Origin of the sequence: Thiomonas sp. UBA7699, from assembly GCF_002482605.1 — a bacterium.
Taxonomy (GTDB): Bacteria; Pseudomonadota; Gammaproteobacteria; order Burkholderiales; family Burkholderiaceae_C; genus Thiomonas; species Thiomonas arsenitoxydans.
On the sequence record NZ_DLGH01000009.1, the window covers coordinates 15,653 to 39,037 of the forward strand.

A 23,385-nucleotide genomic window follows, 5' to 3' on the forward strand; every position below is an offset into this window, starting at 1 on the left:
ATGGAGAGTCTTCCCATGTCGTTCAAATCTGCTTTGCACTCCTGGATGTCGTTTCGTCGCGGCTGGCTGCTGGCCGCGGTGCTGGGCATCAGTCTGCTGTCGGGCTGCGCCAGCGTCACGCCGCTGGCTTATCGGGGTCAGACGCCCACGTTCGATCTCAAGCAGTATTTCAACGGACGGCTCACCGCGGTGGGCATTGTGTTCGACCGCTCGGGCAAGATGACGCGGCGCTTTCATGTGACCATCGACGCCTCCTGGAAGGGCGACGTGGGCACGCTGGACGAACACTTTGTCTACAACGATGGCGCCAAGCAGGAGCGCATCTGGACCATCCGCGAGTTGCCCGAAAAAGATGGCGAGAAGCGCTATATCGGCACCGCGGGCGATGTGATCGGCGAGGCCATCGGCCGGGCGGCGGGCAATGCGCTGAACTGGCACTACACCCTGGCGCTGCCGGTGGATGGCACGGTCTACAACGTGCAGTTCGACGACTGGATGTATCTGATGGACGATCATGTGCTGCTCAACCATTCGGTCATCACCAAGTTCGGCTTCAAGGTGGGCAGCGTGTTCCTGTCGTTCAACAAGCCCTGATGACCATGCCGCTCAACCCGCGCATCACTGGCTGGAAGGAACGGCGCGTCTGGGTGATCGGCGCGTCCACCGGCATCGGCCGCGCCACCGCCATCGCGCTGCTGCAGCGCGGCGCGCGGGTGGCGGTGTCGGCGCGCAATGCGCAGGCGCTGCAGCAGATCGACGGCGCCCTGCCCATACCGCTGGACGTGACCGATGCGCAGGCCCTACGCGCCGCGATGCAAAGTCTGCAGCGCGACTGGGGCGGCCTCGATCTGCTGCTCTACTGCGCCGGCACCTACCGCCCCATGCGCGCCACCGAGTTCGATCTGGCCAGCGCCTTGCAGCATGACGATGTGAACTACCGCGGTGCGCTGCACGCCCTCGATGCCGCGCTGCCGCTGTTCAACGCCCAGCGCGCGGGGCATATCGCCCTGGTCAGCAGCGTGGCCGGCTTTGGCGGGCTGCCGCAGGCGCTGGCCTACGGGCCGACCAAGGCCGCGCTGATCAATCTCGCCGAAACGCTTTACCTCGATCTGCACCCGCTGGGCATCGGCGTGCACGTGATCAACCCCGGCTTTGTGGAAACGCCGCTCACCGCGCAGAACACCTTCGCCATGCCCGCGCTCATCACCCCGGAGCAGGCGGCCGCCGCCATCCTCGCCGGACTGGAAGCGGGCCGCTTCGACATCCACTTTCCGCGCCGCTTCACCCTGTGGCTCAAGCTGCTGCGGCTGCTGCCGCGCGGGCTGTATTTCCGCATCGTCAGTCGCTTCACCGGGCTCTGAACGCAGCGGCGGGCGCGACCCGCCGCCATGCTCCCGTCTGTATGAAAACACGCATGACCTTAGGGTGAAGACACGTTAGATTCGTGTCGAAAAGCAACGGCCACGCCCCCCATCGCGCGATGGCCCAACCCGAGGAGAACTTGATGGATCGCACCTTGCATCGTCGCGAGTGGCTGACGCTGGCCGCCGCGAGCACCGCGGCTTTGATCGCGCGCCCGGCCTGGGCCGTGGTCGCGGCACAGGCCGAAACCCCGCTGCAAAGCTTCACCGGACCAGGCGCCAATCCGTTCTGGAACAGCGTGGGGCCGTATGTGACCTACCCGCAGAAATCGCCGCTGCTGCGCCTGACCGACCGCCCGATCCAGCTCGAAACCCCGCGCGCCTATTTCCGCAGCGCCATCACGCCCAACGAGGCGTTCTATGTGCGCTATCACTTGCCCGATATTCCCAACGCGATCGACCTCAAGACCTGGCGTCTGGAGCTCACCGGCAACTTCAAGCGCCCGCTGCAGTTGAGCTTCGATCAGCTCTTGCGCGAGTTCCGCAGCGTGGATATCGCCGCGGTGAACCAATGCTCGGGCAATTCTCGTAGCTACTTTCAGCCGCGCGTGCCAGGAGGTCAGTGGGGCAACGGCGCGATGGGCAATGCCATGTGGACGGGCGTGCGCCTGCGCGACGTGCTGGCCCGCGCCGGTATCGAAAAGGGCACGGTGCAGATACAGTTCGAAGGTCTCGACCACGGACCGGGCCCCGAGGGCAAAGGATCGCAACGCTTCATCAAGTCGTGGGACGTCCACGAGCCCATTCTTGACGAGGCGGTCATCGCCTACGCCATGAACGGCGAGCCGCTGCCCATGCTCAACGGCTTTCCGGTGCGGCTGGTCATGCCGGGCAAGTTCGCCACGTACTGGACCAAGCACCTCACCCACATCCGCGCGCTCACCACGCCGGACACCAACTTCTGGATGTACCCGGCCTATCAGATTCCGGACACCCCCAACGGCAGCACCACGCCGGAAGAACTCAAAGCGGGCAAGGTCAAGCTGGTGCCCATCGGTCATGTGAACATGCCGGTGCGCTCCTTCATCATCGACCCGGACGACAGCGCGCCCGTGGTACACGGCCTGCCCACGGTGATCCGCGGCATCGCCTTCAGCGGCATGGGCGGTATCCGCAAGGTCGAGGTGTCGACCGACGGCGGCCAGACCTGGAAGGCGGCCAAGCTCGGACGCGATCTAGGCCGCTATTCCTTCCGCGAGTTTGAACTGGCATGGAAGCCCGAACTACCCGGCTTGCAGACGCTGGCGGTGCGCGCCACCGACACCGGCGGACATGTGCAGCCCGATACTGGGGTGTGGAACCCCGGCGGCTATCTGTGGAACAAGATCGAGCGCCAGCAAGTGCTCGTGCTCGGCGCCTGATCGGGAGAGAAGATCATGCAAAAAACCCTCAACCTGCTCACCCTCGCTGCCGCCGCTGGGCTGGCGCTGTTGACGCTGTCCCTGCCATCGGCATTAGCCGAAACCCCGCGCCCCGGGCTGTTGAGTGCCGGCGACTATGCCGGAGGGCCACTGGGCTCGGAACTGCAGCCCGCGCGCGTGCAGCCGGGCAACGGTGCGGTGTATCGCGTCGGCAAGTGGCCCACTTACACCGCCGAGCTAGCCGCAGGTCCCGGGCGCGATGCCACGCTGGGCAACTGCAGCATGTGCCACAGCGTGACCTACATCACCCAGCAGCCCCCGCTGCCTGCGGCGACGTGGGAAGCCGAGGTGCACAAGATGATCAAGGCTTTCGGCGCACCCATCCAGGAAGCGACGGCCAAGGAGATCATCACCTACCTGCAGACGCACTACACGCCAGACACCCGCAAGGAGTGAAAGTGCAGTTGATCTGCGCGTTACCGCGCGTCGTCAACCGTTCTTGATGCGGCTGACGATGGCGTCGGTAAAGCGCTGGGTATTGGCCCGCCCGCCCAGATCGCCGGTGCGGATGTGGTCCACATTCAGCGTGTCGGAGATCGCCTGTCGCAGGCGGTTGGCTTTGTCGTGCAGATCGACATGGTCGAGCATGAGGGCAGCGGCCAGCATCAATGCGATGGGGTTGGCGATGCCCTTGCCCGCGATGTCAGGCGCCGAGCCATGCACCGCCTCGAAAATGGCTGCATCTTCCCCGATGTTGGCGCCGGGCGCCATGCCCAGTCCACCCACCAGCCCTGCGGCCAGATCCGACAAAATGTCGCCGAACAGATTGGTGGTCACCAGGGTGTCGAACTGCCACGGGTTGATCACCAGCTTCATGCAGCAGGCATCGACGATCACGTCGTCGAGCGCGATCTGGTCGGCGTACTTCTCCTTGTGCAGCATGTAGGCCGTTTCTAGAAAGATGCCGGTGAGCGCCTTCATAATGTTGGCCTTGTGCACCACGGTCACCTTTTTGCGCCCCAGGGCGATCGCGGTGCGGAAGGTGTAGTCGAGGATGTTGCGCGCGCCCTGCCGCGTGTTCACCCCGGTGGCGATGGCCACGGCGTGCGGATCGCCGTCGATCGGGATGTAGTGTTCATAGCCCATATACAGGCCTTCGACGTTCTCACGAAACACCAGCAGATCGATGTTGTCATAGCGCCCGCCGGGAATCAACGTCTTGGTCGGGCGCATATTGGCGAAGAGCTTGAATGCCTCGCGCAGGCGCACATTGCTGGAGCGATAGCCGCCGCCCGAGGGCGTTTCCAGCGGCCCCTTGAGCGCCAGCCGCGTGGTGCGGATGCTGGCCAGCGTGGCCGCGGGCAGCGGGTCGCCCGCGGTCTTCACCCCGCCCAGGCCCGCCACCTGCGCGTCCCAGTCGAAGGGATCGCCCAGCGCGTCGAGCACGGCCAGGGTGGCCTCCATGATTTCGGGGCCGATGCCGTCTCCGGCGATCAGGGTGGCGGGAATGCTGGGGGTCATCGAAGTCTCCGTTGATGGGGCGCTGATTCAGCAAGCAAGGTGCGTGCCGCAACGCATGATTGCTAGGGCGGGTGTAGACCCTAAACTGTAGCGAACGCATTCGACAACAAGGGAGCGAACATGAATTTGCGCAGCGGCCTAGTCATCCTGGTGATCGTGCTCATCGCCATCTTTTCCGCACTGAACTGGAGCGTGCTGATGGCGCACACCGAACTATCGCTGGGCTTCACCACGGCGAAGGCGCCGCTGGGGCTGATCATGCTCGGGCTCATCGTGGCGCTGGCGGCGGTGTTCCTGATCTACATCGTCGTGCTGCAAGCCGCGATGATGAGCGAATCGCGCCGCGTCGCCAAGGAGCTCAAGGCCCAGCGCGAACTGGCCGACAAGGCCGAAGCCTCGCGCTTCGACGAGTTGCGCCAGTTGCACAGCACCGACATGGACAAGCTGATCGCGCGCATCGACCAACTCGACCGCGAATTGCGCAGCGCCATCGAGGCCAATGCCAACGGCCTCAGCGCCGCTCTGGGCGAAATCGACGACCGCCTGCAATGCACGGGCACGCCGCGGCTGATGGGGTGAACACTCCCCCTCCCAACCTCCCCCACTGCGTGGAGGAGGAGTAAAAACAGGCGCGCTACTCCCTCCCCATTTGTGGGGAGGGCTGGGGTGGGGAGGATGTCGGCGCGGAGATTGGCATCACGCTAGGCGCCAGACAGGTTGTGGCATTACAGGCCTGCACCCGCAGCGCCAGCGCGGCACGCTGAGCGGGCGACAGGGCGGGTAGATCCAGCGTCACCCGCCCTTCCCACACCGCGATGCCCTGAGGGGCGAAAGCCGGACGAAACAGCAGCGGAGGCGGATAGCGCACCCCCGGCAGCGGCTGGCCACCGGCCAGCACGGTGGTAGCGATCAAATTCGGCTCGGAAGCCGGGTTCGCGTTGATGTGAAACCCCGGTGCGATGTGCAATTGCAGCCGGTCGCTCGCCGACCATTTCACCTGCACACGGTCGGAGGAACATGCGCCTTGGGGCAGACCGACGCAATCTGCAGGCCGAGTTTCGGCATTGGCCGACGGTACCGCCCAGACCGCGCGCCCCGCGGCGCTGTCGAGCGTCTGCAGCAGATCGGGCCAATCGAGCGGGCGCGCCTGCACTTGCAGCGCCAAAGGCCGCAGCGCGCGGCGCGCCGCATCAGCCCAATGCGCCTGCCCGGTGCGCTGCGCCAATTCAAGCAGCGCGGCAATGGCCGCGCTCTGCCCCGAAGGCCGATGCACATCGCCCTGCAAGGGCGTGGGGAAGGGCAAGGCATCGGATGTCGGCGCCGAGCGCAGGCTGCCATCAGGCGCGGCAAACCGCTGCAGCATGGCCGCGGCCAGATCGCTGGCGCGCTGGCTCCAGCGCGCATCGTGCTGCACGCTGGCCAGGGTGAGATAGGCGCGGGCAAGCTCGGCGTAATCGTCGAGAAAACCGGGATTGCCGACGTGCCCGCCCGCCCATTGATGCACCAGCAGACGCTGATGCGGGTTCCAGGCGTGCTGCCACTCCCAGTCGGCCGCGCGCACGGCGGCCTCAGTTAGCGCGCGGTCGTCCAGCACCATGCCCGCCTGAGCCAGCGCGCGGATGGCCATCGCGTTGTCGGCGGTGACGATCTTGTCATCGCGCCGCGGCTGCGGGCGATGGTTGCGCGCGGCGAGCAGGGCGCGGCGCTGAGGCGCGAGTTGTTCCAGCCGCGCGACCCACAGCCCCTGCCGCAGCAGGTGCTCGGCCACGTCGCGCCGCTGGCGCAGCAAGCCTGATTCGCTTCCCGGGTGCACGGGCGTCAGCGCATAGAGCGCAAACCACGCCTGCGCCTGCTGCGGGCCGAGCACGCCGTCGATCTGGGCCGTCGTCCACAGATCGGTGGCGCCTTCCACCCCGCCGGTTTCGGCGGCGATGGCCGTGGCGAACACGCCCTGGGGCAGGCGCAGATCGCGCAACAAAAAGCCTGCAGTGCGCTGCGCCGTCCAGCGCAGGTCGGGCAGCCGGGTCTGCGCGTAGGCCCGCGTATAGACCGAGAGCAGTTGCGCGTTGTCCGACAGCATCATCTCGAAATGCGGCACCGACCAGCCGGGATCGACGGCGTAGCGGCGAAAACCGCCGCCGAGCTGATCCATCAGCCCGCCCTGCGCCATAGCCTGCAGCGTGAACACCGCGGCATGCGTCGCTTTCGGCTCGCCCGCGCCGCCACGCGCCAACATCCAGGCCAGCAGCGGCGGCTGCGGAAAACGCGCGGCAGAAGTGGCTGAGGCGAAACCGCCGTCGAGGGCGTCGAAGCGGTGAAGCGCCTCGGTCTGCGCGGTCTGCGTCCAGGCCGCAGGGTCGCTCGGCGCCGAGGCATCGCCCGCAATGGCCGCAGCTTGCATGGCCTGCGCGATCTGCGCGGCGATGCGCTTGACCTCGGCCGGATGCTGCGTCCAGTTCTTGTGCAAGGTCGCGAGCAGGGTGGGAAAGCCCTCCTGCTGCGCCGTGGCCTTGGGCGGGAAGTAGCTGCCGATGTAGAACGGCTGCAGATCGGGGGTGAGGAAAACGTTGTTCGGCCAGCCGCTGTCGCGCGTCATGATTTGCCGCGCTAGCATGTAGATGTGGTCGATGTCGGGCCGCTGTTCGCGGTCGACCAGCACGTTGACGAACCAGCGGTTCATCAACGCGGCGATCTGCGGGTTGCGGTAAAGCTCGCGCTGCGCCACATGGCACCAGTAGCAGGCGGAGTAACCGATGGAGAGATAGATGGGCTTGTTCTCGCGCCGTGCCTTGTCCAGCGCCTGCGGCCCCCACGGGTACCAGTCCACCGGGTCATGGGCATGCTCCAGCAGGTAAGGATCGTGCGAATCCGCTAGATGATTGGTGCGCGGCGACGCCGCCTGCGCGGCCACGCCCCCGGCGAAAAGGAAGCAAAGCGCCGCACCGCGCAACCACGCGATCCAGCCCATGCGGCCCGATGGGTGATGCTGCGACACCATCGCGTTCAGCCTGCCATGAGGGGTGGCAGTCGCAGCGCCACAGCCTGCTCGCGTGCGGCCTGCACCGCCTGCGCAATCGCCGTGGCCTTGCCGCCGGATTGCGTCACTTGCTGCGCAATCGCCCCCGCGTCCACGCCCTGCGCCGAATCCAGTGCGGCCAGCAGGCGCGCGCGTTGCGGATACGGTTGCTGCGGAAAGTCGCCGCCGCGTCCGCGATGATCGGCTTCGCAGGCCAGCAGCGCCTGCGCGAATCGTTCCGGTCGGCGCAAGGCATCGCAGCGCTGCAGCAGACGCAACGTGGCCTCGGCGCTCAAGCCCAGACAGCGGTGAATATTGCCGTGCTCGGCGGCCACCACGGCGGCCAGCTCGGCGCAGTCGGTCGGCACGCGCAGTCTCCGCGCCACCTCGGCCGCCAGCGCCACGCTGCGCTGCTCGTGTCCGATATGGCGCGGCAGCACGTCCTTCGGGGTCGTACCCTTGCCCAGATCGTGCATCAGACAGGCCCAGCGCACTGCCAGCGGGGCGTCGAGTGCAACTGCCGCCTGCAACACCAGCATGACGTGCACCCCGGTATCGATCTCGGGGTGATAGTCGGCCCGCTGCGGCACGCCCCACAGCCGGTCTAGCTCCGGCAGCAACCGCGCGAGCGCGCCGCAATCGCGCAGCACCGCGAACAGGCGCTGCGGCTGCGGCTCCATCAGGCCGCGCGCCAGTTCCTGCCACACCCGCTCGGGGACCAGCGCATCCACCTCGCCCGCATGCACCATGTGGCGCATCAAGTCCATGGTCTCGGGGGCGACGGAAAAATCGCCGAAGCGCGCCGCGAACCGCGCCAGCCGCAGAATGCGCACCGGGTCTTCCGCAAACGCCGCCGAGACATGCCGCAACACCCGCGCCTGCAGATCGCGCCAGCCGCCGTAGGGGTCGATAAGCGTGCCATCCGCCGCGCGCGCCATGGCGTTGATGGTGAGGTCGCGGCGCAACAAATCTTCCTCCAGCGTGACCTCGGGCGCCGCCTGCACGACAAATCCCCGATAGCCCGGCGCCGTCTTGCGCTCGGTGCGCGCCAGGGCGTATTCCTCGTGGGTTTGCGGATGAAGAAACACCGGAAAGTCGCGCCCCACCGGCAGAAACCCAGCATCGATCATCTGCTGCGGCGTCGCCCCCACCACCACCCAGTCGCGGTCGCCATGCGGACGCCCCAGCAAGGCATCACGCACCGCACCGCCGACGACAAAGGAACGACCGGGAGGATGAACGACAGAAGAAGTCATGCCGGTCAGTGTAAAAGCCCGCTGCCAAATGGAAACAGGCCGCCCGAGGCGGCCTGTTTCCATTCAAGTCACTTTGTGCTCACGGCAACGAGGCTAGCCACGGCCCATTGTCCGTATTGCCGCTGTTCTGCCATTTGCCATTTGCTGACTTGTTAGTCGCATCGAACTGACCGATATACGTGGCACCTGTGCTCGTGTTGCCCATAAACTGCCCTTGATCATTCAAGGCTCCGGTCAAGGTGAAAGACCCGTACAAGTTGGAAGTGCAGTTGTTCACATTTTGGGTTGCGTCGATCACTCCTGATTGATTGACGACTACCGTGCAACTACCAGAATCACCGCCTGACGGCAACGAAGATGAGTAGCTTGCCGTCCAAGTACCAGCAAAGGCTGCTAACGAGGACGTCGTACCAGGATTGAGATTCACCCCCGTGCTGGGCTGATCGGGATTCCAGCTATTCACAACAGTGTCGCTGCCGATTGGCGCCGTAATGACTACGGCATTGTTTCCACAAGCCGTGGTCGACAACACATAACTGCCATCACTGCTCGTTTTGTTGGGAGAAGTGGAACAAACCTGTCCAGTTGCTGGGTTGGTCGCCGTGACGTAGACATCGGAGACGCCACCTCCAGAACTGTTTGTCACCTTGCCTGAGACACAATCCGCCGTGCAGGTCGCAGGTGCTGTTCCTCCACCCCCACCCCCGCCACACCCCGCCAGAAGCGCCACCAAGCCCAACACGGCTACATGCCGGTAGTTCCACATCACGTTTTTCATACCCCCTCCGATTATGTTTTTCAATGAACTGAATCGCCCAACCCTCCTGCTTGGCGGCGATGTGGATGAAATTGTCCAACTTTCGAACAGCCAATTTTTCCGGCGTTTCAAAAATTGACACATTTCGCCAAATCCTCCGCAGCTTACCGCTGCTACGCTGCTTCGCTTAGACTTTACAAAGTCGCAAACAACGACAAACAGCGATATGAGCCCGGTCATCGAAATTCGTATTGAATAGTGACCGTTCCTCTTCATTTTTCTGCAGGAACATCCCGGCATATGGGGCAAGAAACACAAGCGCGAGTTGCCGACTCTTGGTGCGAGGACATTGCACAGTGGGCGGAGCATTTGCCGCTGATGGCCGCTTGTTTCGATGCGCACAGCCACTTGTTGTATTGCAATACGGCGTATGCGAACTGGCTGGGCAAGACCCCGGCGGAACTGCTGGGCAAGTCGCTGGATGCCTTGGTTCCGCATGAAACGCTGGTCACCATCACGCCACACATTGCCGCCGTGCTGCGCGGCGAGATCGCGCAATACGAACGCCAGGGGCATCACGCAGGACGCCAGGCGAAAAGATGGCTGCGGGTGCGGCTGGTGCCTTTTCCGCCAGGTGAACAAGGCGCGGTACTCGGCTATTTCTGCTTCATGCAGGACACCACCCGACTGCATGCCAGCGACACCTCGCTCGACCTGCTGCGCACCAGTCCGGGACTGACGGTCTGGGAACTCGATCTGCAGACCGGGCAATTGCACGCCGAGCAGAACTGGCTCGACGAGGCGCACCGGCATGAGCCCAAGACCTTCACCATTCCGGAATGGATGGGCCATGTGGCGCCAGCCGATCTGCCCGCGCTGGAACAGGCGATTGCGCGCATCAGTGCCCCCGATGGTTTTGTGCAGACGGTCGAGACCCGCTTCATCCGAGTGGACGGCAGCACAGTGACCACCATGAACCACGGCATGGTGCGCGAGCGCGGGCCCGGTGGCGTCGCCACGCGCATCTTCGGCCTGACCTGGGATATCACCGAGTTGCGGCAAACGCAGACCCGGCTGCAGCGCAGCGAGAGCCGCTTTCGCATGCTGGCGGAGTTGTCGAGCGAGTGGTTCTGGGAGTCCGACCCCAACGATGTCCTGATCTACATCACCCGCAGCTCGCGCCGCGTTAGCGAGTCTCCGCTGGCAACGCTCAATCTGGTGGGGCACAACCTCAATTCGCTCTATCCGGGGCAGGAGTTTTCACCGGAATGGGCGCAACTGCGCTTTCTCATGGAAGAACATGAAGAGGTGCGCGATCTCATCGTGCCATTCCGCCTCGGGCCGGATCAGGCCTTGCTGTGGTGGCGGATCGACGCCTCGCCGATGATCGACCATCTCGGTCTGTTTCAGGGTTACCGCGGCGTGGTGCGCGACGTCACCAAGGCGCACCAAGCCGAAGAAAAACTCGAACTCGCCGCCTATCGCGATACGCTCACCGGCCTGGCCAACCGCACCCTGTTTGAAAAGCATGTGGAAGACGCTATTGCCGTCACCCCGCCGGGGCAGAGCTTCGCGGTGCTATTCATCGACCTCGACCGTTTCAAGCTGATCAACGACGCGCTGGGCCACGCCGTCGGCGACAAGGTCCTGGTGGAAACCGCCCAGCGCCTGGTGCAGCTCGCCCGGCCCAACAACACCGCCGCGCGCTTTGGCGGCGACGAATTCCTCATCCTGGCCCGCGACGCGCATGATGCCGCGCAGGCCCTGCGCATGGCCATGCTGGTGCAGCAGTCGCTCGCCGAGCCCATGCACCATGCCGAGCGCACCCTGCAGACCACCGCGAGCATCGGGGTAGCGGTGTTCCCGCAGCACGGCCGCACCACGGCCGAACTGCTGGGCCGCGCGGATGCGGCGATGCATGAGTCCAAGATGCTGGGGCGCAATCGCGTCGAGTCGTTCTCGGTGGCGTTGCAGTCGCGCATCGAACGCCGCTCGCAACTGGAAGAAGAGCTGCGCGCAGCCATTGCCAACCGGCGCTTCGAGGTGCATTTCCAGCCCATTTGGTCACGCAAGCAAAACGTGCTGCTGCACGACGACTCCGCCACGCTGGAGATCCTGCGCAGCGCCTACGAGATCGCTGGGGTCGAGGCTCTGGCGCGTTGGACGCGCGGCAACGGCGAGCGCGTGCAGCCCGACGAGTTCATCACCATCCTGGCCGACTGCGGCCTGCTCGACAGCTTCGGCCCGGTGATGATGTCCGTCGCCTTGGAGGGCTTCGCGCGCCTGCGCAAGGAACAAGGCTTCACAGGCACCATGGCCTACAACGTGTCGCCGCGACAACTGCATGTGAACGCCTGCGTGTCCTGCATCTTCGACATGGCGGCCAGTTTCGACGTGCCACGCGACAAGCTGGTACTCGAACTCACCGAAAACGTGGAAATCGAGCACAACCCCGACCTGCTCGCGGTGTTCGAGCAATTCCGCCAGATGGGCGTGCAGCTCTCGCTCGACGACTTCGGCGTGGGCTATTCCAACCTCGGCTATCTCACCCGCCTGCCGGTGTCGCAGATCAAGATCGACCGCGCCATTGCCTCGGGCGTGAGCACCGACCGCTTTAAAGCCGCCATCGCCCGCGCCACCCTCACCATGGCCAAGACCCTCAACCTGGAAGCGGTGGCCGAGGGCGTGGAAACCGTCGCCGACCTGCTGTGGATGGAGCGCGCGGGCTGCCCGATGATTCAGGGCTGGGTATTCTCCCGCGCCCTCAATCTGCAGCAGACCCTGAACCTGCTGCGCGACCTGCGCACCCAGCAAACCCACTGACGCCCGCCACACCCAGGACAGGAACACGCCGCCGCCGCAGGGCCGCCGCAAGGCGGCGGCAACCCCCTTGGGGGGCAGCGCAGGCGAAGCCGAAGCGTGGGGGCTCCTACTCCGGACGCAGCTCTCGCCGCAGAATCTTGCCGACCGGCGTCTTGGGCAGTTCGCCGCGGAACTCGATGAACTTGGGCCGCTTGTAGCCGGTGAGTTGCTCGTGCAGGAAGTCGCGCAGTTGCGCTTCAGTCAGCGCCGGATCTTTTTTCACCACGAACAGCTTGACCGCCTCGCCGGAATTCGCGTCAGGCACGCCTACCGCGGCGGCTTCGAGCACGCCGGGATGCATCACCGCCACGCCCTCGATCTCGTTGGGATAGACGTTGAAGCCCGACACCAGAATCATGTCTTTCTTACGGTCGATGATTTTCACGAAGCCCCGCGCATCGATCTCGCCGATATCGCCGGTGCGTAAAAAGCCGTCGGCGGTAAAGGTGCTGGCGGATTCTTCCGGGCGGTTCCAGTAGCCGCGCATCACCTGCGGCCCGCGCAAGGCGATTTCACCGGGCAGGCCGGGCGCCACTTCGCGGCCGTTGTCGTCCACCAGTTGCAACTCGGTGGACGGAATCGGCATACCGATGGTGCCGCTGTAGCGGTCGGTATCGGTGGGGTTGCAGATGGCCGAGGGCGAGGTTTCAGACAGGCCGTAGCCTTCACAAATGGGGCAGCCGGTGCGCTCCAGCCAGCGCTTGGCCACGGCCTCCTGCACGGCCATGCCGCCGCCCAGGCACATTTTCAACGCCTTCCAGTTCACCGTGTCGAAGTCCGGGTGGTTGAGCAGTCCGTTGAACAACGTGTTCACCGCCGGGAAAGAGTGCACCTCGTACTTCGCCAGTTCCTTGAGCGTCGCTGGCAGGTCGCGCGGGTTGGGGATGAGAATCATCATGCCACCCTCCTGCGCGCTGAGCATCATGATCACGGTGAAGGCGAAGATGTGATAGAGCGGCAGCGCGCAAATGGTATTGAGCTGCTTGCCTGCAGGCAGCTTGCCCAGCGCCGGGGCATACCAGGCGGCGGACTGCACGATGTTGGCGACGATATTGCGGTGAGTGAGCGTGGCGCCCTTGGCCACGCCGGTGGTGCCGCCGGTGTATTGCAGCAGGGCCACGTCTTCCGCCCCCACCTGCGGCGGACTGAAGGTCAGGCCAGACCCTTGACCGAGCGCCGCCTTCCAGGCCACATGGCCCGGCAGCGACCAGCGCGGCACCAGCCGCTTTTTGTGCCGCACTACATAGTTGACGATGGCGCCCAGCGGAAAACCCAGGGTTTCGCCCATATTCGCCACGATCACCTGTCGCACCGCGGTGCGGTCGATGACCTGCTGCAGGGTATGGGCGAAGTTTTCGAGGATGACGATGGCCACCGCCCCGCTGTCCTTGAGCTGGTGTTCGAGTTCGCGCGGGGTGTAAAGCGGGTTGACGTTGACCACCACCAGCCCGGCGCGCAGCGCGGCGGCGACCGCCACCGGATATTGCGGCACATTGGGCATCATGATCGCTACGCGGTCGCCCTGGTTCAGCCCCAGCGATTGCAGATAAGCCGCCAACGCGGTGCTTTGCGCCTCCCACTGCGCGTAAGTCGTCTTGTGCCCCATGAAGGCGTAGGCGGGGCGCTCGGCGTAGGCCTTGAAGCTGCGCCCCAGCAGCGCTCCAACATTGGAAAAAATGTCCGGGTCGATGTCCGCAGGCACGCCTGCGGGATAGTTCGCCAGCCAGATCCGCTCCATGAACTGTCTCCTGCTTTGTTTTGAATGCAGCGCAACGGGAAAAAGCACGCCCGTTCGATTTCCAGAACATAGCCGATTCGGGGCAATTCGGCTAGGGTGTGTTCACGGTTTCGCTTCAGCAGCAGCAGCAGCGCTTTGCTCGGCCGCCGCCGCGCCCAGTCGGCTGCGCAGGGCGGCGATGCGCGCCATCGCGGCGTCCTTGTTGCTGGTCTTGGGCTGCCCGGTCTGCATTTCCCCGATGAAGCGGCTGGGGCTGCGCCCCGCTGCGCCGCGCCCCTGCTTGCGTTTCTGGCACCAACTCAGCACCAGGGTCTGGCGCGCGCGGGTCACGCCTACATACATCAGGCGGCGTTCTTCTTCCAGCGTAGAGTCGGTCAGCGGCCGGTCGTCGGTGAAAAACGGCAGCAGACCTTCCTCGCAGCCGGCCAGCACCACATGCGGCCACTCCAGCCCCTTGGCGGCGTGCAGGGTGCACAGGGTCACGGCGTCGCGCTGGTCGCCGCGCTCCTGCAGTTGGGTGATGAGGGAGATGGTCTGCGCGATCTGGGTGAGGCCGACCTTGTCTTCTTCGGCCTTGCGCTCGATCCAGCCGCAAAAGTCGTCCACGTTCTTCCAGCGCTGCTCGGCCTCGCGCGGGTTGTCGCTGTGCTCTTCCAGCCAGGCGCGAAAGCCGATGGTCTCGAGCATCTCGCGCAGCAACTCGCCGGCCGGCGCGGTGCGGGCGCGCCACTCGATGTCGTGCAGCAGACGGCCAAACTCGCGCAGATGATCGGCCGGGCGCGCGCCCACCGCGGCGGGCATGGAATCGCGGAACAGCGCCTCGAACATCGACACCTTCCATTGCCCGGCGAAGGTGCTCAGCGCCGCCAGGGTTTGCGGCCCGACGCCCCGGCGCGGCGTGGTAACGGCGCGCAGAAAGGCGGGATCGTCGTCGGGATTGGCCAGCAGCCGCAGATAGGCGCAGACGTCCTTGATCTCGGCCCGGTCGAAAAAGCTCTGCCCGCCGCTGACCACATAGGGAATGTTGGCGCGGCGCAGCGCCTGCTCCAGCGGACGCGACTGGTGATTGGCGCGGTAGAGCACGGCGATGTGCGCCAGTTCGGCATTGCGCCCGCTGCGCAGCGCCTGGATGCGCGCGGCCACCATCTGCGCCTCTTCGTCTTCATTCTGCGCGGCGCGCACCTCCACCGCCTCGCCCTCGCCATGCTCGCTCCACAAACTCTTGGGGTAGAGCTTGGGGTTGCTCTGAATGATGGCGTTGGCCGCGCGCAGAATGGCGTTGGTCGAGCGGTAGTTCTGCTCCAGCTTGATGACTTCAAGCGTGGGCCAGTCGGTCTGCAGGCGGCGCAGATTGTCCAGCGTGGCGCCGCGCCAGCCGTAGATGCTCTGGTCGTCGTCGCCCACTGCGGTAAATCGCCCTTTGTCGCCCACCAGCAGACGCAGCAGGTCGTACTGCGCGGCGTTGGTGTCCTGGTATTCGTCCACCAGCAAATAACGCAACTTGCTCTGCCAGTGCTCGCGCACGTCGGCATGCTGCTGCAACAGGGTGACGGGCAGCCAGATCAGGTCGTCGAAATCGACCGCCTGATAGGCCTGCAGCATGTCGGCATAACGCGCGTACACCTTGGCCGCCACGCGCTCGTCGTCGTTCTCTGCCACGCGCGCCGCCGCTTCGGGCGTGAGCATGGCGTTTTTCCACAGGCTGATGGTCCACTGCCAGCGCCGCGCCTGGGCGTTATCGGTGGTGGCGCCGGCATCGCGCAACAGGCCGGTGACGTCGTCGGCGGCGAGGATGGAGAACTTGGGCTTCAACCCCAGCGCCTGCCCGCTTTCGCGCAACATGCGCACGCCCAAAGCGTGGAAGGTGGAGATGGCGAGCTTGCTGGCCACGCCGCGCTTGTCCACCAGTTGCGCCGCACGCTCGCGCATTTCGGCTGCCGCCTTGTTGGTGAAGGTGATGGCCGCGATCTGATCGGGCTCAAGCCCAGCGCGCAGCAACCGCCCGATCTTGTGCGTAATGACCCGCGTCTTACCGCTGCCCGCCCCGGCGATGACGAGGCAAGGCCCGGAAAGATGGGCGACGGCACGTTCCTGGGCAGCGTTGAGCATGAGGCAGTTGAAGACGCAAAGCGGTGGAGTGTAAGACCCGCACCGCAGCGCGAATCAAACCACGGCCCGGTCAACCTTCACCTTGGCGTAGGAACGCTCAACTCGGGCGACGCGGACTGCATAGTCGACATACCACTTGGCCTTGCCCAGGTCTTGCGCGCCAAGGTGTTCGACCTGTTGTTTCCAGCGGGCCACCGCATCTAGGGACGACCAATAAGACACGGTGATGCCAAAGCCGTCTGCGCGCCGGACGCTCTCGATCCCAAGGTAGCCCGCTTGTTGGGGCGCCAATTCGGCCATGCGCCGTGACATGGCCTCATAGCCAGCGTCGTCCGCGGACCGAAGGGATGAAAAAATCACAGCGAAATACGGAACCTGCGCATCAAAGCAGGCTATGGGAGAAGCCGCATGACTCTCACTGGCCAGTGCCCCTTGCGCCCGGTAAGGCTCATCCGCGGGCAAGAAAACCCCCTCGGCCCTGGCTTGCGTCATCCACTTGGCCACCGCCGGAAGGGCGGCAACGGTTTGCACATAACGCCAGGCCCAGTCCGGCAGCGTGGGGCGGTAGGTGACAAAACGCATGCAGACCGGGGCGTAGAACGCATCGACCAGGCCGAATGCGCCGAAGAGGAAGGGGCCGCCGCTGGTCTGCAGCGCGCCTTGCCACATGCGCAGGATCTGGTCGATGTCGCGCTGCACGGCCGGGTTCCAGCCCCGGCCCGGCAGATCGGCCTCGATGTTCATCACCATGTGCTCGCGCAAGGCGCCAAAGCCGCTGTGCATGCTGGCGCACAGACTGCGGGCCAGCGCCCGCTCAGCGACGTCTTGCGGCCAGAGTGCGAGCTCCGGAAAACGCTCGGCCAGGTATTCGCCGATGGCCAGCGAGTCCCAGATGCGCAGATCGCCGTCTTCGAGCACCGGCACCTTCGCCACGGGCGAGAGGGGCGACAACTGCGCGGCAAACTCGGGCGTATCGAGCCAGTGCGGGCGTTCTTCGAAGGGAATGCCAAACGCGGTCATCGCCACCCAGGGGCGCATGGACCAGGAGGAATAATTTTTGTTGCCGATGTGCAGGATGAACATGACGGTCCTTCGCGCGGGAGATAAAGGCCGCCATTGTCCCGCCCGACCCCGCGCTTTCCAAACCGTTTTTTCGCATGGCCGCCATGCGGGCGGCGCATGGTGGATGCCCTTGGAAAATCAGCGCCCCGCAGTCGCCCGCATCGGCCCGTATTCCGACTCCTGATACTTGGGGTCGAGGTAGGTGGGGGCGATGGCCTCCAAAGACTCGGGGTGCGGCACGCCGAGCTCCGGCGCGAAGCCGGGCAGGGCCCCGCTGCACACGCTGTCGACCTTCATCGAGTCGAGGTTGTCACGGCTCATCACCGGCTCGCCCGGAGCGAGTTCCATCATCAGCGCCTGCAGCCGTCCCAGCGCGTCGGGCAGGGGGATGATGCTGCGCCCTCTGCCGCCGCCCACCCGCGCCCACTGGCCGGAAAGCCGCACCAGTTCGGCCAAGGTGTAGGTGCCCGGGCCGCAGAGTTCGTAAGTCTGGCCGAGGGTTTCACCCGCCTGCGGGCCCACGAGGCTGCTGGCAAACGCCGTGACCACGTCGCCGACGTACACCGGGGCAAAACGGGTTTTCGCCCCGGCCAGCGGCACGACCGGAAACACCCGCTGCAACTTGGCGAAGGTATTGAGAAAGTTGTCTTCGGGGCCGAACACCACCGAGGGCCGAAAAATAGTGAGGTCGATCCCGGCCTGCGCCTTGAGCGCCGCCTCGCCGTCGCCCTTGGAGCGCAGATACATCGACGGCCCGTTGGAATCGGCCCCGAGCGCGCTCATGTGCACCACGCGGCGCACGCCCTGCTGCGCACAGGCGGCGGCGATGCGGCGCGGCAAATCGACATGCGCGCGGGCGAAGTCGGCCCCGTAGGGCTGGCCGCGCCTGCCTTGCAGAATGCCCACGAGGTTGACCACGGCGTCGCGCCCGGCCACCAGTTTGGCCAGCTTGGCGTCATCATGCACATCAGTCTCGACCACATCGACCAGCGGCAGTTGCACCAGATGACGGGCGCGCTGACGGCGGCGGGTGGGCACGGTGACGAAATGATTGGCCAGCGACAGGGCGTTGACCAGGCGGCTGCCAATGAAACCGCTGCCGCCGATGACGAGAATGTTCTGCTGCTGCATGAGAGTTCCTGAAAGATCGCGACAGGGCAAAGTGTGCCAGAACCCCGCCGGAAGGGGAATGCGCCGCATCAAGCCCCGGCACCCCATGTTGCCTCTGAAGGAAACGTGGGGGCGCTCAGTGCGGACTGCTCAGTGCGGATTACTCAGGGCCGATTGCCCTGATTGCTCGCCAGCATGGCGTCGGGCGAGCCCACATCGCCCAGTCTGGCCTTGAGCGACTGCGGCTTGCCGCTGAGGATGGCGGCGTACACCGTGGCGTTGGCCAGCACGCGCTTGACGTAATCGCGGGTTTCGGGAATGGGAATGTTCTCGGCGAAGATGGCGCCGGGCAGCAGCGGCTGATCGGGCAGACCCATATTGCGCCAGCGCAGCGGCCGCCCCGGCCCGGCGTTGTAGCCCGCGGCGGCCAGCGCCTCGGAGCCATCGAACTGCTGCAGCAGCCCGCCGAGGTAGGCGCTGCCGAGTTGCACATTCACCCCCACGTCGGCGATCTGGTCGTGGCTGTAACCGGTCAGGCCGATCTTGCGCGCCACCAGTTTGGCGGTGGCCGGCATGAGTTGCATCAGCCCCGAAGCGCCCACCCACGACTTGATGTTGGCGATAAAGCGCGACTCCTGGCGGATCAGGCCGTAGAGAAAAGCCTCGTTCACGTCTTCGGCCTGAGAGGCTTTGGCGATGGCTTCACGGTAAGGCATGGCGTAGCGCTGGGCGATGTCCACCCCGCCCGTCACCCGTTCGCTGGTGTTGATGCAGCGATCCCAGAGCTGTTGCTGGCAGGCCAGTTCGGCTGCGCCCTGCATTTGCTGGTTGTCGAGCCCGCGTAGCGAAAAATTCCATTCGCGCACGGCCTCATTGCGCAGGTCGATGCTGAACAAGGCCAGCGAGCGCTGCAGCCCCGGCCGCGCCGCTTGCTGCGCAACGACCGACAAAGGCGCCGGGGGCAGGGAAGCCGGCAGGCTGACCTTCATGCCCAGCGCGTCGGTAGCGAGCTGGCCGTAAAAATCCCAGGGATTCGCCACCTCGGCCAGCAGCGCGCGGCCCTCGATCGGGTGGCCGAGTTTTTCGAGCGCGCGGGCGTGCCAGTAGCGCCAAGACAGGTCTTTGTCGCCCTGATCGATCAGCGTGCGCGTGGCGCTGCGCACCAGCGGCCAGTCTTGCGCGCGCAGCGCGGCGCGCACCTGCCATTCGAGCACCGTGGTCGAAGGCACAAAGGCCGGATCGGCCTGGCCCATTCGGGCATACCAGCGGGCGGCTTCGGGCTGCAGACCCAGCGCGGCCGACAGACCGATGCGTCCCCAGATCTGAGCCCGGTCTCGCGCGGGCAGCGCGGAGAAATTGTCTTGCAGCAGGCGTGCGGCCTGCCCTGGATCTTGCCGCGCCATGCTCAGCAGCGCCAGCACCAGATATTGCCGCTGATCGGCGTTGGCGATCGCCGCAGACGGCCCCCGCCGCACCACATCGAGCAGGTAGCGCACTGTGTCGGAGTCGGTCTGCGCCAGAATGCGCCAGCTTCCGGTCGGCAGAAAAGGCGCGAGCAGATCGCGCGCCTGCTTGGCGCGGCCGTCTTCGTAAAACCGGCGCATACGCTGCCACAGCATCTCGCGCGGCATGGCGCCGTCTTGCAGCAGCGCGCTGGCCGCACTGTTGCAGCCCACGCCGCCATAGCGCTGATCCATCCACAGCTTGAACACCTGCGCCGTCACGTCGGCATGTTGGGTGACGAACTGGCTCTGCAGGTCGTAGCACTGCACCTGCGGGTCGTCGCGCATGATGAAGTGCGGATAGACGCGGTTGAAATCGGTCCAGTCTTCGCGCTTGCCCAGCTCTAACAGCCAGTCGTTGCGCAGACGGTCGAGCACATAAGTGTGCGGGTAGTTGCGGGCGAAGGCGTCGAAATCGGCCTGCGTGGCTTCGGAGAGCGTGGGTTTGATCGCCCAGTAAGCCACCCAGGGTTCGAGCAGCGTGCCTTTGAGTTGCCGCAGGGCATCGAGCGCGGGCTGCGGGTCGCCGCGCTGCGAGGCCTTTTGCGCGGCCAGCAGCAACTGCGCCTGATCGACCGGAATGACGGGCATGGCCGGCATGACCACCGGCGCCGCGCTCACGCTGGCCTGCGCAGCGGGCGCCGCCGCACGGGCGGCGATGGGCGCAGACTGCGCCATCGCCAGCGGTGTGAGCACACTCAAACCCAGCCCGCCGAAACAACGCACGAAGCGGCGCAAAATAAGCGGCAACAACCGATTCATTCTCATAGGACGTCAGCTTACCGTGAACCCGCCCCTGTACGACCCATTGTCCCCAGAGACCGATCAGCAATTGCGCCCCAATCTGCGGCGCGAGTTGATCGCCAAACGTCAGGCGCTGCCCGACCTGGAACGCCGCGATGCCGAGCTGACCGAGCGTCTGCTGCAGGTGCTCGACGCCCTGGAGCCCGAAACCCTCGGCGCCTACTGCGCCACCCGCGGCGAGTTCGACCCCATGCCTGCCGTCACCCAATGGCTGGCGGCGCACCCCGAATGCACCCTCGCCCTGCCCCGTGTCAAAGAAGCCACCAAGGAAATGACCTTCTTCGCCTGGGCGCCGGGCGAGCCGCTGCGTCCTGGCCCTTACGGCATCGCCGAACCCACGGGCGAGGCCGTGCTCAACCCCACCACCCTGCTCGTCCCCTGCGTGGGCTTTGCCGACGTCGGGCTGCGTCTGGGCTATGGTGGCGGCTATTACGACCGCTACCTGGCCGGGCGCGAAGAGGTTTACACCGTGGGCCTGAGCTATGCCTGCTGCGAGCTGCACCAACTCGACATGCAGCCGCACGACCAGCTCATGGACCTGGTGCTGACCGAAGACGGCCTGTACGGCCTGGACGCGCTCTCGCTCACCCTGGTCGATTGAAGCCCAAGGTCGATCCGCTGCTGGAATACGCCGAAGTCGCCCCCGACGCCAGTGGCCAGGCGTCCAGCCCGCGCTACGGCGACATCTACGCCAGCCGCGCCGGCGCGCTCGGACAGGCGCGCGGCGTTTACCTGCAGGGCTGCGGCCTGCTCGACGCCCCGCCGCGCTGGGCGGGCCGCGAGCAGTTCACCGTGCTGGAAACCGGCTTCGGTCTCGGGGTGAACTTTCTCGCCACCTGGGCGGCGTGGCGCACCGACCCGCAGCGCTGCGCCCGGCTCGACTACGTCAGCCTAGAACTGCACCCGGTGCGCGCCGCCGATCTGCTGCGCCATGCCCCGCCCGAATTGCAAGCGCTCGCCGTGGAACTGGCCGCGCAATGGCCCGCTCCGGTACGCGGTCTGCACCGCATCCTTCTTGATGCGAACAGGCTGGACGCCCCCCACGCTCCGGCTGCGCTGCCCGCCGGGGAACCCATCCCCACCCCAACCCTCCCCACAAGTGGAGAGGGAGTAACCACGCCTCCCCCACCTCGTGGGGGAGCTTGGGAGGGGGAGTTGCCCGCCTTGGAGCAGTCCGGCGGCGGGGTGCATCTGCTGCTGGCCTTTGGCGATGCCGCCGAACTCGCGCCCAAACTCAAGCTGGGCGCCGACGCGCTCTACCTCGACGGCTTCGCGCCCGCGCGCAACCCCGCCATGTGGACGCCCGAGCTCTTCCGCGCCCTCGCCCGCCTGGTCAAGCCCGGCGCCCGCGCGGCCAGCTACACCGTGGCGCATGCCGTGCAAAAAGGACTGGAGCAGGCCGGTTTCACCATCGAACTGCAACCCGGCTGGGGCGGCAAGCGGCAGCGCCTGCAAGCCACCTTCAACCCCCGCTGGAAGCGCACCCGCCACACCCTGCCCGCACCCTGGCCCGCAGCGCTGCCGCGGCATGCCGTGGTCATCGGCGCCGGTTTGAGCGGCGCCGCCTGCGCCCATGCCTTGGCGCAGCGCGGCTGGACGGTCGAAGTCCTCGAATCCGGCCCGCACCCCGCGGGCGGCGGCTCGGCCATGCCCGCAGGTCTGGCGCATCTGCAACCCTCTGCAGACGACAACCTGCTCTCGCGCCTCACCCGCGCAGGCATGGCCGCATTGCGCCGCGCCCTGCCGTCCGAACCAGCGCCCCCAGGGCCGGGCTGCGCCCAGCCCGCCCCCCGAGGGGGGCAAGAAAACTTGGGACGGCCCGGCGTTTTCTTGAGACACGATCTCGCGCAATTCGGTCCGGCCACCCTCACCCCCACTGACGCCGCCGACGAAAAGCGCATGCAAGACTGGCGCTCGAGCGTGCACCTGCCCGCCGAAATGGCGCAATGGACCGAAGCCGGCTGGCAGGTGGACAGCGCAGTGCTCGCCAATCAGGCCCTGTGCGCGGCTTGGCTCGACTCCCCGTGCATCACCCTGCGCCGCAACACGCAGGCGGCCCGGCTCCAACGCGACGGCAGCACCTGGCGCGTGCTCGACGCCGCCGGGCAAGCGCTGGCCCACGCCCCGCAAATCGTGCTCGCGGCTGCCGTGCAAACCCCGGCGCTGCTGGCCGCCAGCGGGCTGATCCCCAGCCCCGACTGGCTGCCCCTGCACCCCTTGCGCGGCCAGGCGCAGGCGCTGCCCGCCCACCTCTGGCCCGCGCTGCAAGGGCTTGCGCAGCCGTGGATGGGCAGCGGCTATGTGCTGCGCCTGCCGCGCGCGGCGGCGCGCCTGCTGCAAGAGTCTGGCGAGCAAGACTGGCTGCTGATTGGCGCCACCTTCGAAACCGAAGACCAGCCCCTCACCCCCGAACAAGCCTGGGCGCACAACCGCGCGGGCCTGAGCGCGCTCACCGCCTCGCCGCCCCTGCCCGAACACACTGCCGCGCTGCGCCACTTTGTCGGCACGCGCGCAGCCAGCACTGACCGTCTGCCCTACTGCGGCCCCGTCGCCGATCTCGCGCCGCTGCTGGCCAACCCCCAGCGCGCCGCTGGCAAACAATTGCACGAACTCCCCCGCCTGCCGGGCTTGGCCGTGTGCACGGGCATGGGCTCGCGCGGCCTCACCCTTGCCCCACTGCTGGCCGAAACCCTGCTGGCCCAGATCGAAGGCACGCCGCTGCCCCTCGAAACCGACCTGGCCGACAGCATCGACCCCGCCCGCACGGCCTTGCGGCGCCTGCGCCACGCACAAACGTAGCCGCCTGATTGAGCCAGAGCCCCCTCGTGGCGCCCCGGATGGACAACGCCCCGGTGCGTTTGTAAAG

Annotated in this window: 16 protein-coding genes and 1 pseudogene; 8 read left to right on the top strand and 9 right to left on the bottom strand. The window is 66.1% G+C overall.

The genetic code is table 11. The annotated features are described in order from the left end of the window. The first annotated feature begins 15 nt into the window (after positions 1 to 15). The 4 genes from B3H47_RS03215 (at position 16) to B3H47_RS03230 (ending at position 3,238) form a co-directional block, all read left to right on the top strand. The gene (locus tag B3H47_RS03215) at positions 16 to 594 is read left to right on the top strand and encodes a DUF3833 domain-containing protein (protein ID WP_197737900.1); all 579 of its coding nucleotides are present in this window, start codon (positions 16 to 18) and stop codon (positions 592 to 594) included. Next, positions 594 to 1,361, top strand: a complete 768-nt coding sequence (locus B3H47_RS03220; protein ID WP_286728694.1) for an SDR family NAD(P)-dependent oxidoreductase — start codon at positions 594 to 596, stop codon at positions 1,359 to 1,361. The genes B3H47_RS03215 and B3H47_RS03220 overlap by 1 nt, the downstream gene beginning before the upstream one ends. A 143-nt stretch (positions 1,362 to 1,504) precedes the next feature. Next, the gene (locus B3H47_RS03225) at positions 1,505 to 2,782 is read left to right on the top strand and encodes a molybdopterin-dependent oxidoreductase (protein WP_286728693.1); all 1,278 of its coding nucleotides are present in this window, start codon (positions 1,505 to 1,507) and stop codon (positions 2,780 to 2,782) included. 15 nt (positions 2,783 to 2,797) lie between these two features. Continuing rightward, a complete protein-coding gene (locus B3H47_RS03230) occupies positions 2,798 to 3,238 on the top strand; it encodes a sulfide dehydrogenase (protein ID WP_286728692.1) in 441 nt (146 codons plus the stop codon). Positions 3,239 to 3,271: 33 nt separating this feature from the next. Here B3H47_RS03230 and B3H47_RS03235 read toward each other — a convergent pair whose 3' ends face one another. After that, positions 3,272 to 4,303, bottom strand: coding sequence for an isocitrate/isopropylmalate dehydrogenase family protein (locus B3H47_RS03235; RefSeq protein ID WP_286728691.1), 1,032 nt, complete (start codon positions 4,301 to 4,303; stop codon positions 3,272 to 3,274). Positions 4,304 to 4,423: 120 nt separating this feature from the next. On the opposite strand from B3H47_RS03235, the gene B3H47_RS03240 reads away from it, so the two are divergent. Then, positions 4,424 to 4,882: a LapA family protein gene (locus tag B3H47_RS03240; RefSeq protein WP_286728690.1), complete on the top strand. Its 459-nt coding sequence runs from the start codon at positions 4,424 to 4,426 to the stop codon at positions 4,880 to 4,882. Between the two features lie 55 nt (positions 4,883 to 4,937). On the opposite strand, the gene B3H47_RS03245 is transcribed toward B3H47_RS03240, so the two are convergent. The 3 genes from B3H47_RS03245 to B3H47_RS03255 form a co-directional block, all read right to left on the bottom strand. After that, a complete protein-coding gene (locus B3H47_RS03245) occupies positions 4,938 to 7,301 on the bottom strand; it encodes a thioredoxin domain-containing protein (protein WP_286986001.1) in 2,364 nt (787 codons plus the stop codon). 5 nt (positions 7,302 to 7,306) lie between these two features. Next, entirely contained in the window at positions 7,307 to 8,575 is a 1,269-nt protein-coding gene (locus B3H47_RS03250) for a multifunctional CCA addition/repair protein (RefSeq protein ID WP_286986006.1), read from the bottom strand. A gap of 79 nt (positions 8,576 to 8,654) precedes the next feature. Beyond that, positions 8,655 to 9,353, bottom strand: a complete 699-nt coding sequence (locus tag B3H47_RS03255; RefSeq protein WP_286986007.1) for a carboxypeptidase-like regulatory domain-containing protein — start codon at positions 9,351 to 9,353, stop codon at positions 8,655 to 8,657. Positions 9,354 to 9,632: 279 nt separating this feature from the next. Here B3H47_RS03255 and B3H47_RS03260 point away from each other — a divergent pair, with 279 nt between their 5' ends. Next, a complete protein-coding gene (locus tag B3H47_RS03260; protein ID WP_286986008.1) occupies positions 9,633 to 12,155 on the top strand; it encodes a sensor domain-containing protein in 2,523 nt (840 codons plus the stop codon). Positions 12,156 to 12,261: 106 nt separating this feature from the next. Here B3H47_RS03260 and B3H47_RS03265 read toward each other — a convergent pair whose 3' ends face one another. The 5 genes and pseudogenes from B3H47_RS03265 to B3H47_RS03285 all read right to left on the bottom strand — a co-directional run bounded on the left by B3H47_RS03265 (position 12,262) and on the right by B3H47_RS03285 (position 20,477). Continuing rightward, positions 12,262 to 13,932 carry a long-chain-fatty-acid--CoA ligase gene (locus B3H47_RS03265; RefSeq protein WP_286986009.1) on the bottom strand — a complete coding sequence of 557 codons (1,671 nt, stop codon included), beginning with the start codon at positions 13,930 to 13,932 and terminating at the stop codon, positions 12,262 to 12,264. A gap of 102 nt (positions 13,933 to 14,034) precedes the next feature. Beyond that, complete coding sequence (locus B3H47_RS03270) at positions 14,035 to 16,041, bottom strand: ATP-dependent helicase (RefSeq protein WP_286986010.1); 2,007 nt, start codon at positions 16,039 to 16,041, stop codon at positions 14,035 to 14,037. A 432-nt stretch (positions 16,042 to 16,473) separates the two neighbouring features. Then, positions 16,474 to 17,124: pseudogene (locus B3H47_RS03275) on the bottom strand (glutathione S-transferase family protein); the annotation flags it as partial. Positions 17,125 to 17,241: 117 nt separating this feature from the next. Next, complete coding sequence (locus tag B3H47_RS03280) at positions 17,242 to 18,234, bottom strand: complex I NDUFA9 subunit family protein (protein ID WP_286728685.1); 993 nt, start codon at positions 18,232 to 18,234, stop codon at positions 17,242 to 17,244. A gap of 143 nt (positions 18,235 to 18,377) precedes the next feature. Beyond that, positions 18,378 to 20,477, bottom strand: a complete 2,100-nt coding sequence (locus tag B3H47_RS03285) for a lytic transglycosylase domain-containing protein (protein WP_286728684.1) — start codon at positions 20,475 to 20,477, stop codon at positions 18,378 to 18,380. A 22-nt stretch (positions 20,478 to 20,499) separates the two neighbouring features. Between B3H47_RS03285 and B3H47_RS03290 the strand changes: the two genes are divergently transcribed. Next, a complete protein-coding gene (locus tag B3H47_RS03290) occupies positions 20,500 to 21,120 on the top strand; it encodes a 5-formyltetrahydrofolate cyclo-ligase (protein WP_013106803.1) in 621 nt (206 codons plus the stop codon). Next, positions 21,117 to 23,318 carry an FAD-dependent 5-carboxymethylaminomethyl-2-thiouridine(34) oxidoreductase MnmC gene (gene mnmC, locus B3H47_RS03295; protein WP_286986011.1) on the top strand — a complete coding sequence of 734 codons (2,202 nt, stop codon included), beginning with the start codon at positions 21,117 to 21,119 and terminating at the stop codon, positions 23,316 to 23,318. Before B3H47_RS03290 ends, mnmC begins: the two co-directional genes overlap by 4 nt. Positions 23,319 to 23,385: the final 67 nt, after the last annotated feature.

What these genes read in the sequence shown, in the direction of transcription:
- B3H47_RS03215 (WP_197737900.1), top strand. Translation starts at nt 16, where the DNA reads ATGTCGTTCAAATCTGCTTTGCACTCCTGGATGTCGTTTCGTCGCGGC.
- B3H47_RS03220 (WP_286728694.1), top strand. Translation starts at nt 594, where the DNA reads ATGACCATGCCGCTCAACCCGCGCATCACTGGCTGGAAGGAACGGCGC.
- B3H47_RS03225 (WP_286728693.1), top strand. Translation starts at nt 1,505, where the DNA reads ATGGATCGCACCTTGCATCGTCGCGAGTGGCTGACGCTGGCCGCCGCG.
- B3H47_RS03230 (WP_286728692.1), top strand. Translation starts at nt 2,798, where the DNA reads ATGCAAAAAACCCTCAACCTGCTCACCCTCGCTGCCGCCGCTGGGCTG.
- B3H47_RS03235 (WP_286728691.1), bottom strand. Translation starts at nt 4,303, where the DNA reads ATGACCCCCAGCATTCCCGCCACCCTGATCGCCGGAGACGGCATCGGC.
- B3H47_RS03240 (WP_286728690.1), top strand. Translation starts at nt 4,424, where the DNA reads ATGAATTTGCGCAGCGGCCTAGTCATCCTGGTGATCGTGCTCATCGCC.
- B3H47_RS03245 (WP_286986001.1), bottom strand. Translation starts at nt 7,301, where the DNA reads ATGGTGTCGCAGCATCACCCATCGGGCCGCATGGGCTGGATCGCGTGG.
- B3H47_RS03250 (WP_286986006.1), bottom strand. Translation starts at nt 8,575, where the DNA reads ATGACTTCTTCTGTCGTTCATCCTCCCGGTCGTTCCTTTGTCGTCGGC.
- B3H47_RS03255 (WP_286986007.1), bottom strand. Translation starts at nt 9,353, where the DNA reads ATGAAAAACGTGATGTGGAACTACCGGCATGTAGCCGTGTTGGGCTTG.
- B3H47_RS03260 (WP_286986008.1), top strand. Translation starts at nt 9,633, where the DNA reads ATGGGGCAAGAAACACAAGCGCGAGTTGCCGACTCTTGGTGCGAGGAC.
- B3H47_RS03265 (WP_286986009.1), bottom strand. Translation starts at nt 13,932, where the DNA reads ATGGAGCGGATCTGGCTGGCGAACTATCCCGCAGGCGTGCCTGCGGAC.
- B3H47_RS03270 (WP_286986010.1), bottom strand. Translation starts at nt 16,041, where the DNA reads ATGCTCAACGCTGCCCAGGAACGTGCCGTCGCCCATCTTTCCGGGCCT.
- B3H47_RS03280 (WP_286728685.1), bottom strand. Translation starts at nt 18,234, where the DNA reads ATGCAGCAGCAGAACATTCTCGTCATCGGCGGCAGCGGTTTCATTGGC.
- B3H47_RS03285 (WP_286728684.1), bottom strand. Translation starts at nt 20,477, where the DNA reads ATGAATCGGTTGTTGCCGCTTATTTTGCGCCGCTTCGTGCGTTGTTTC.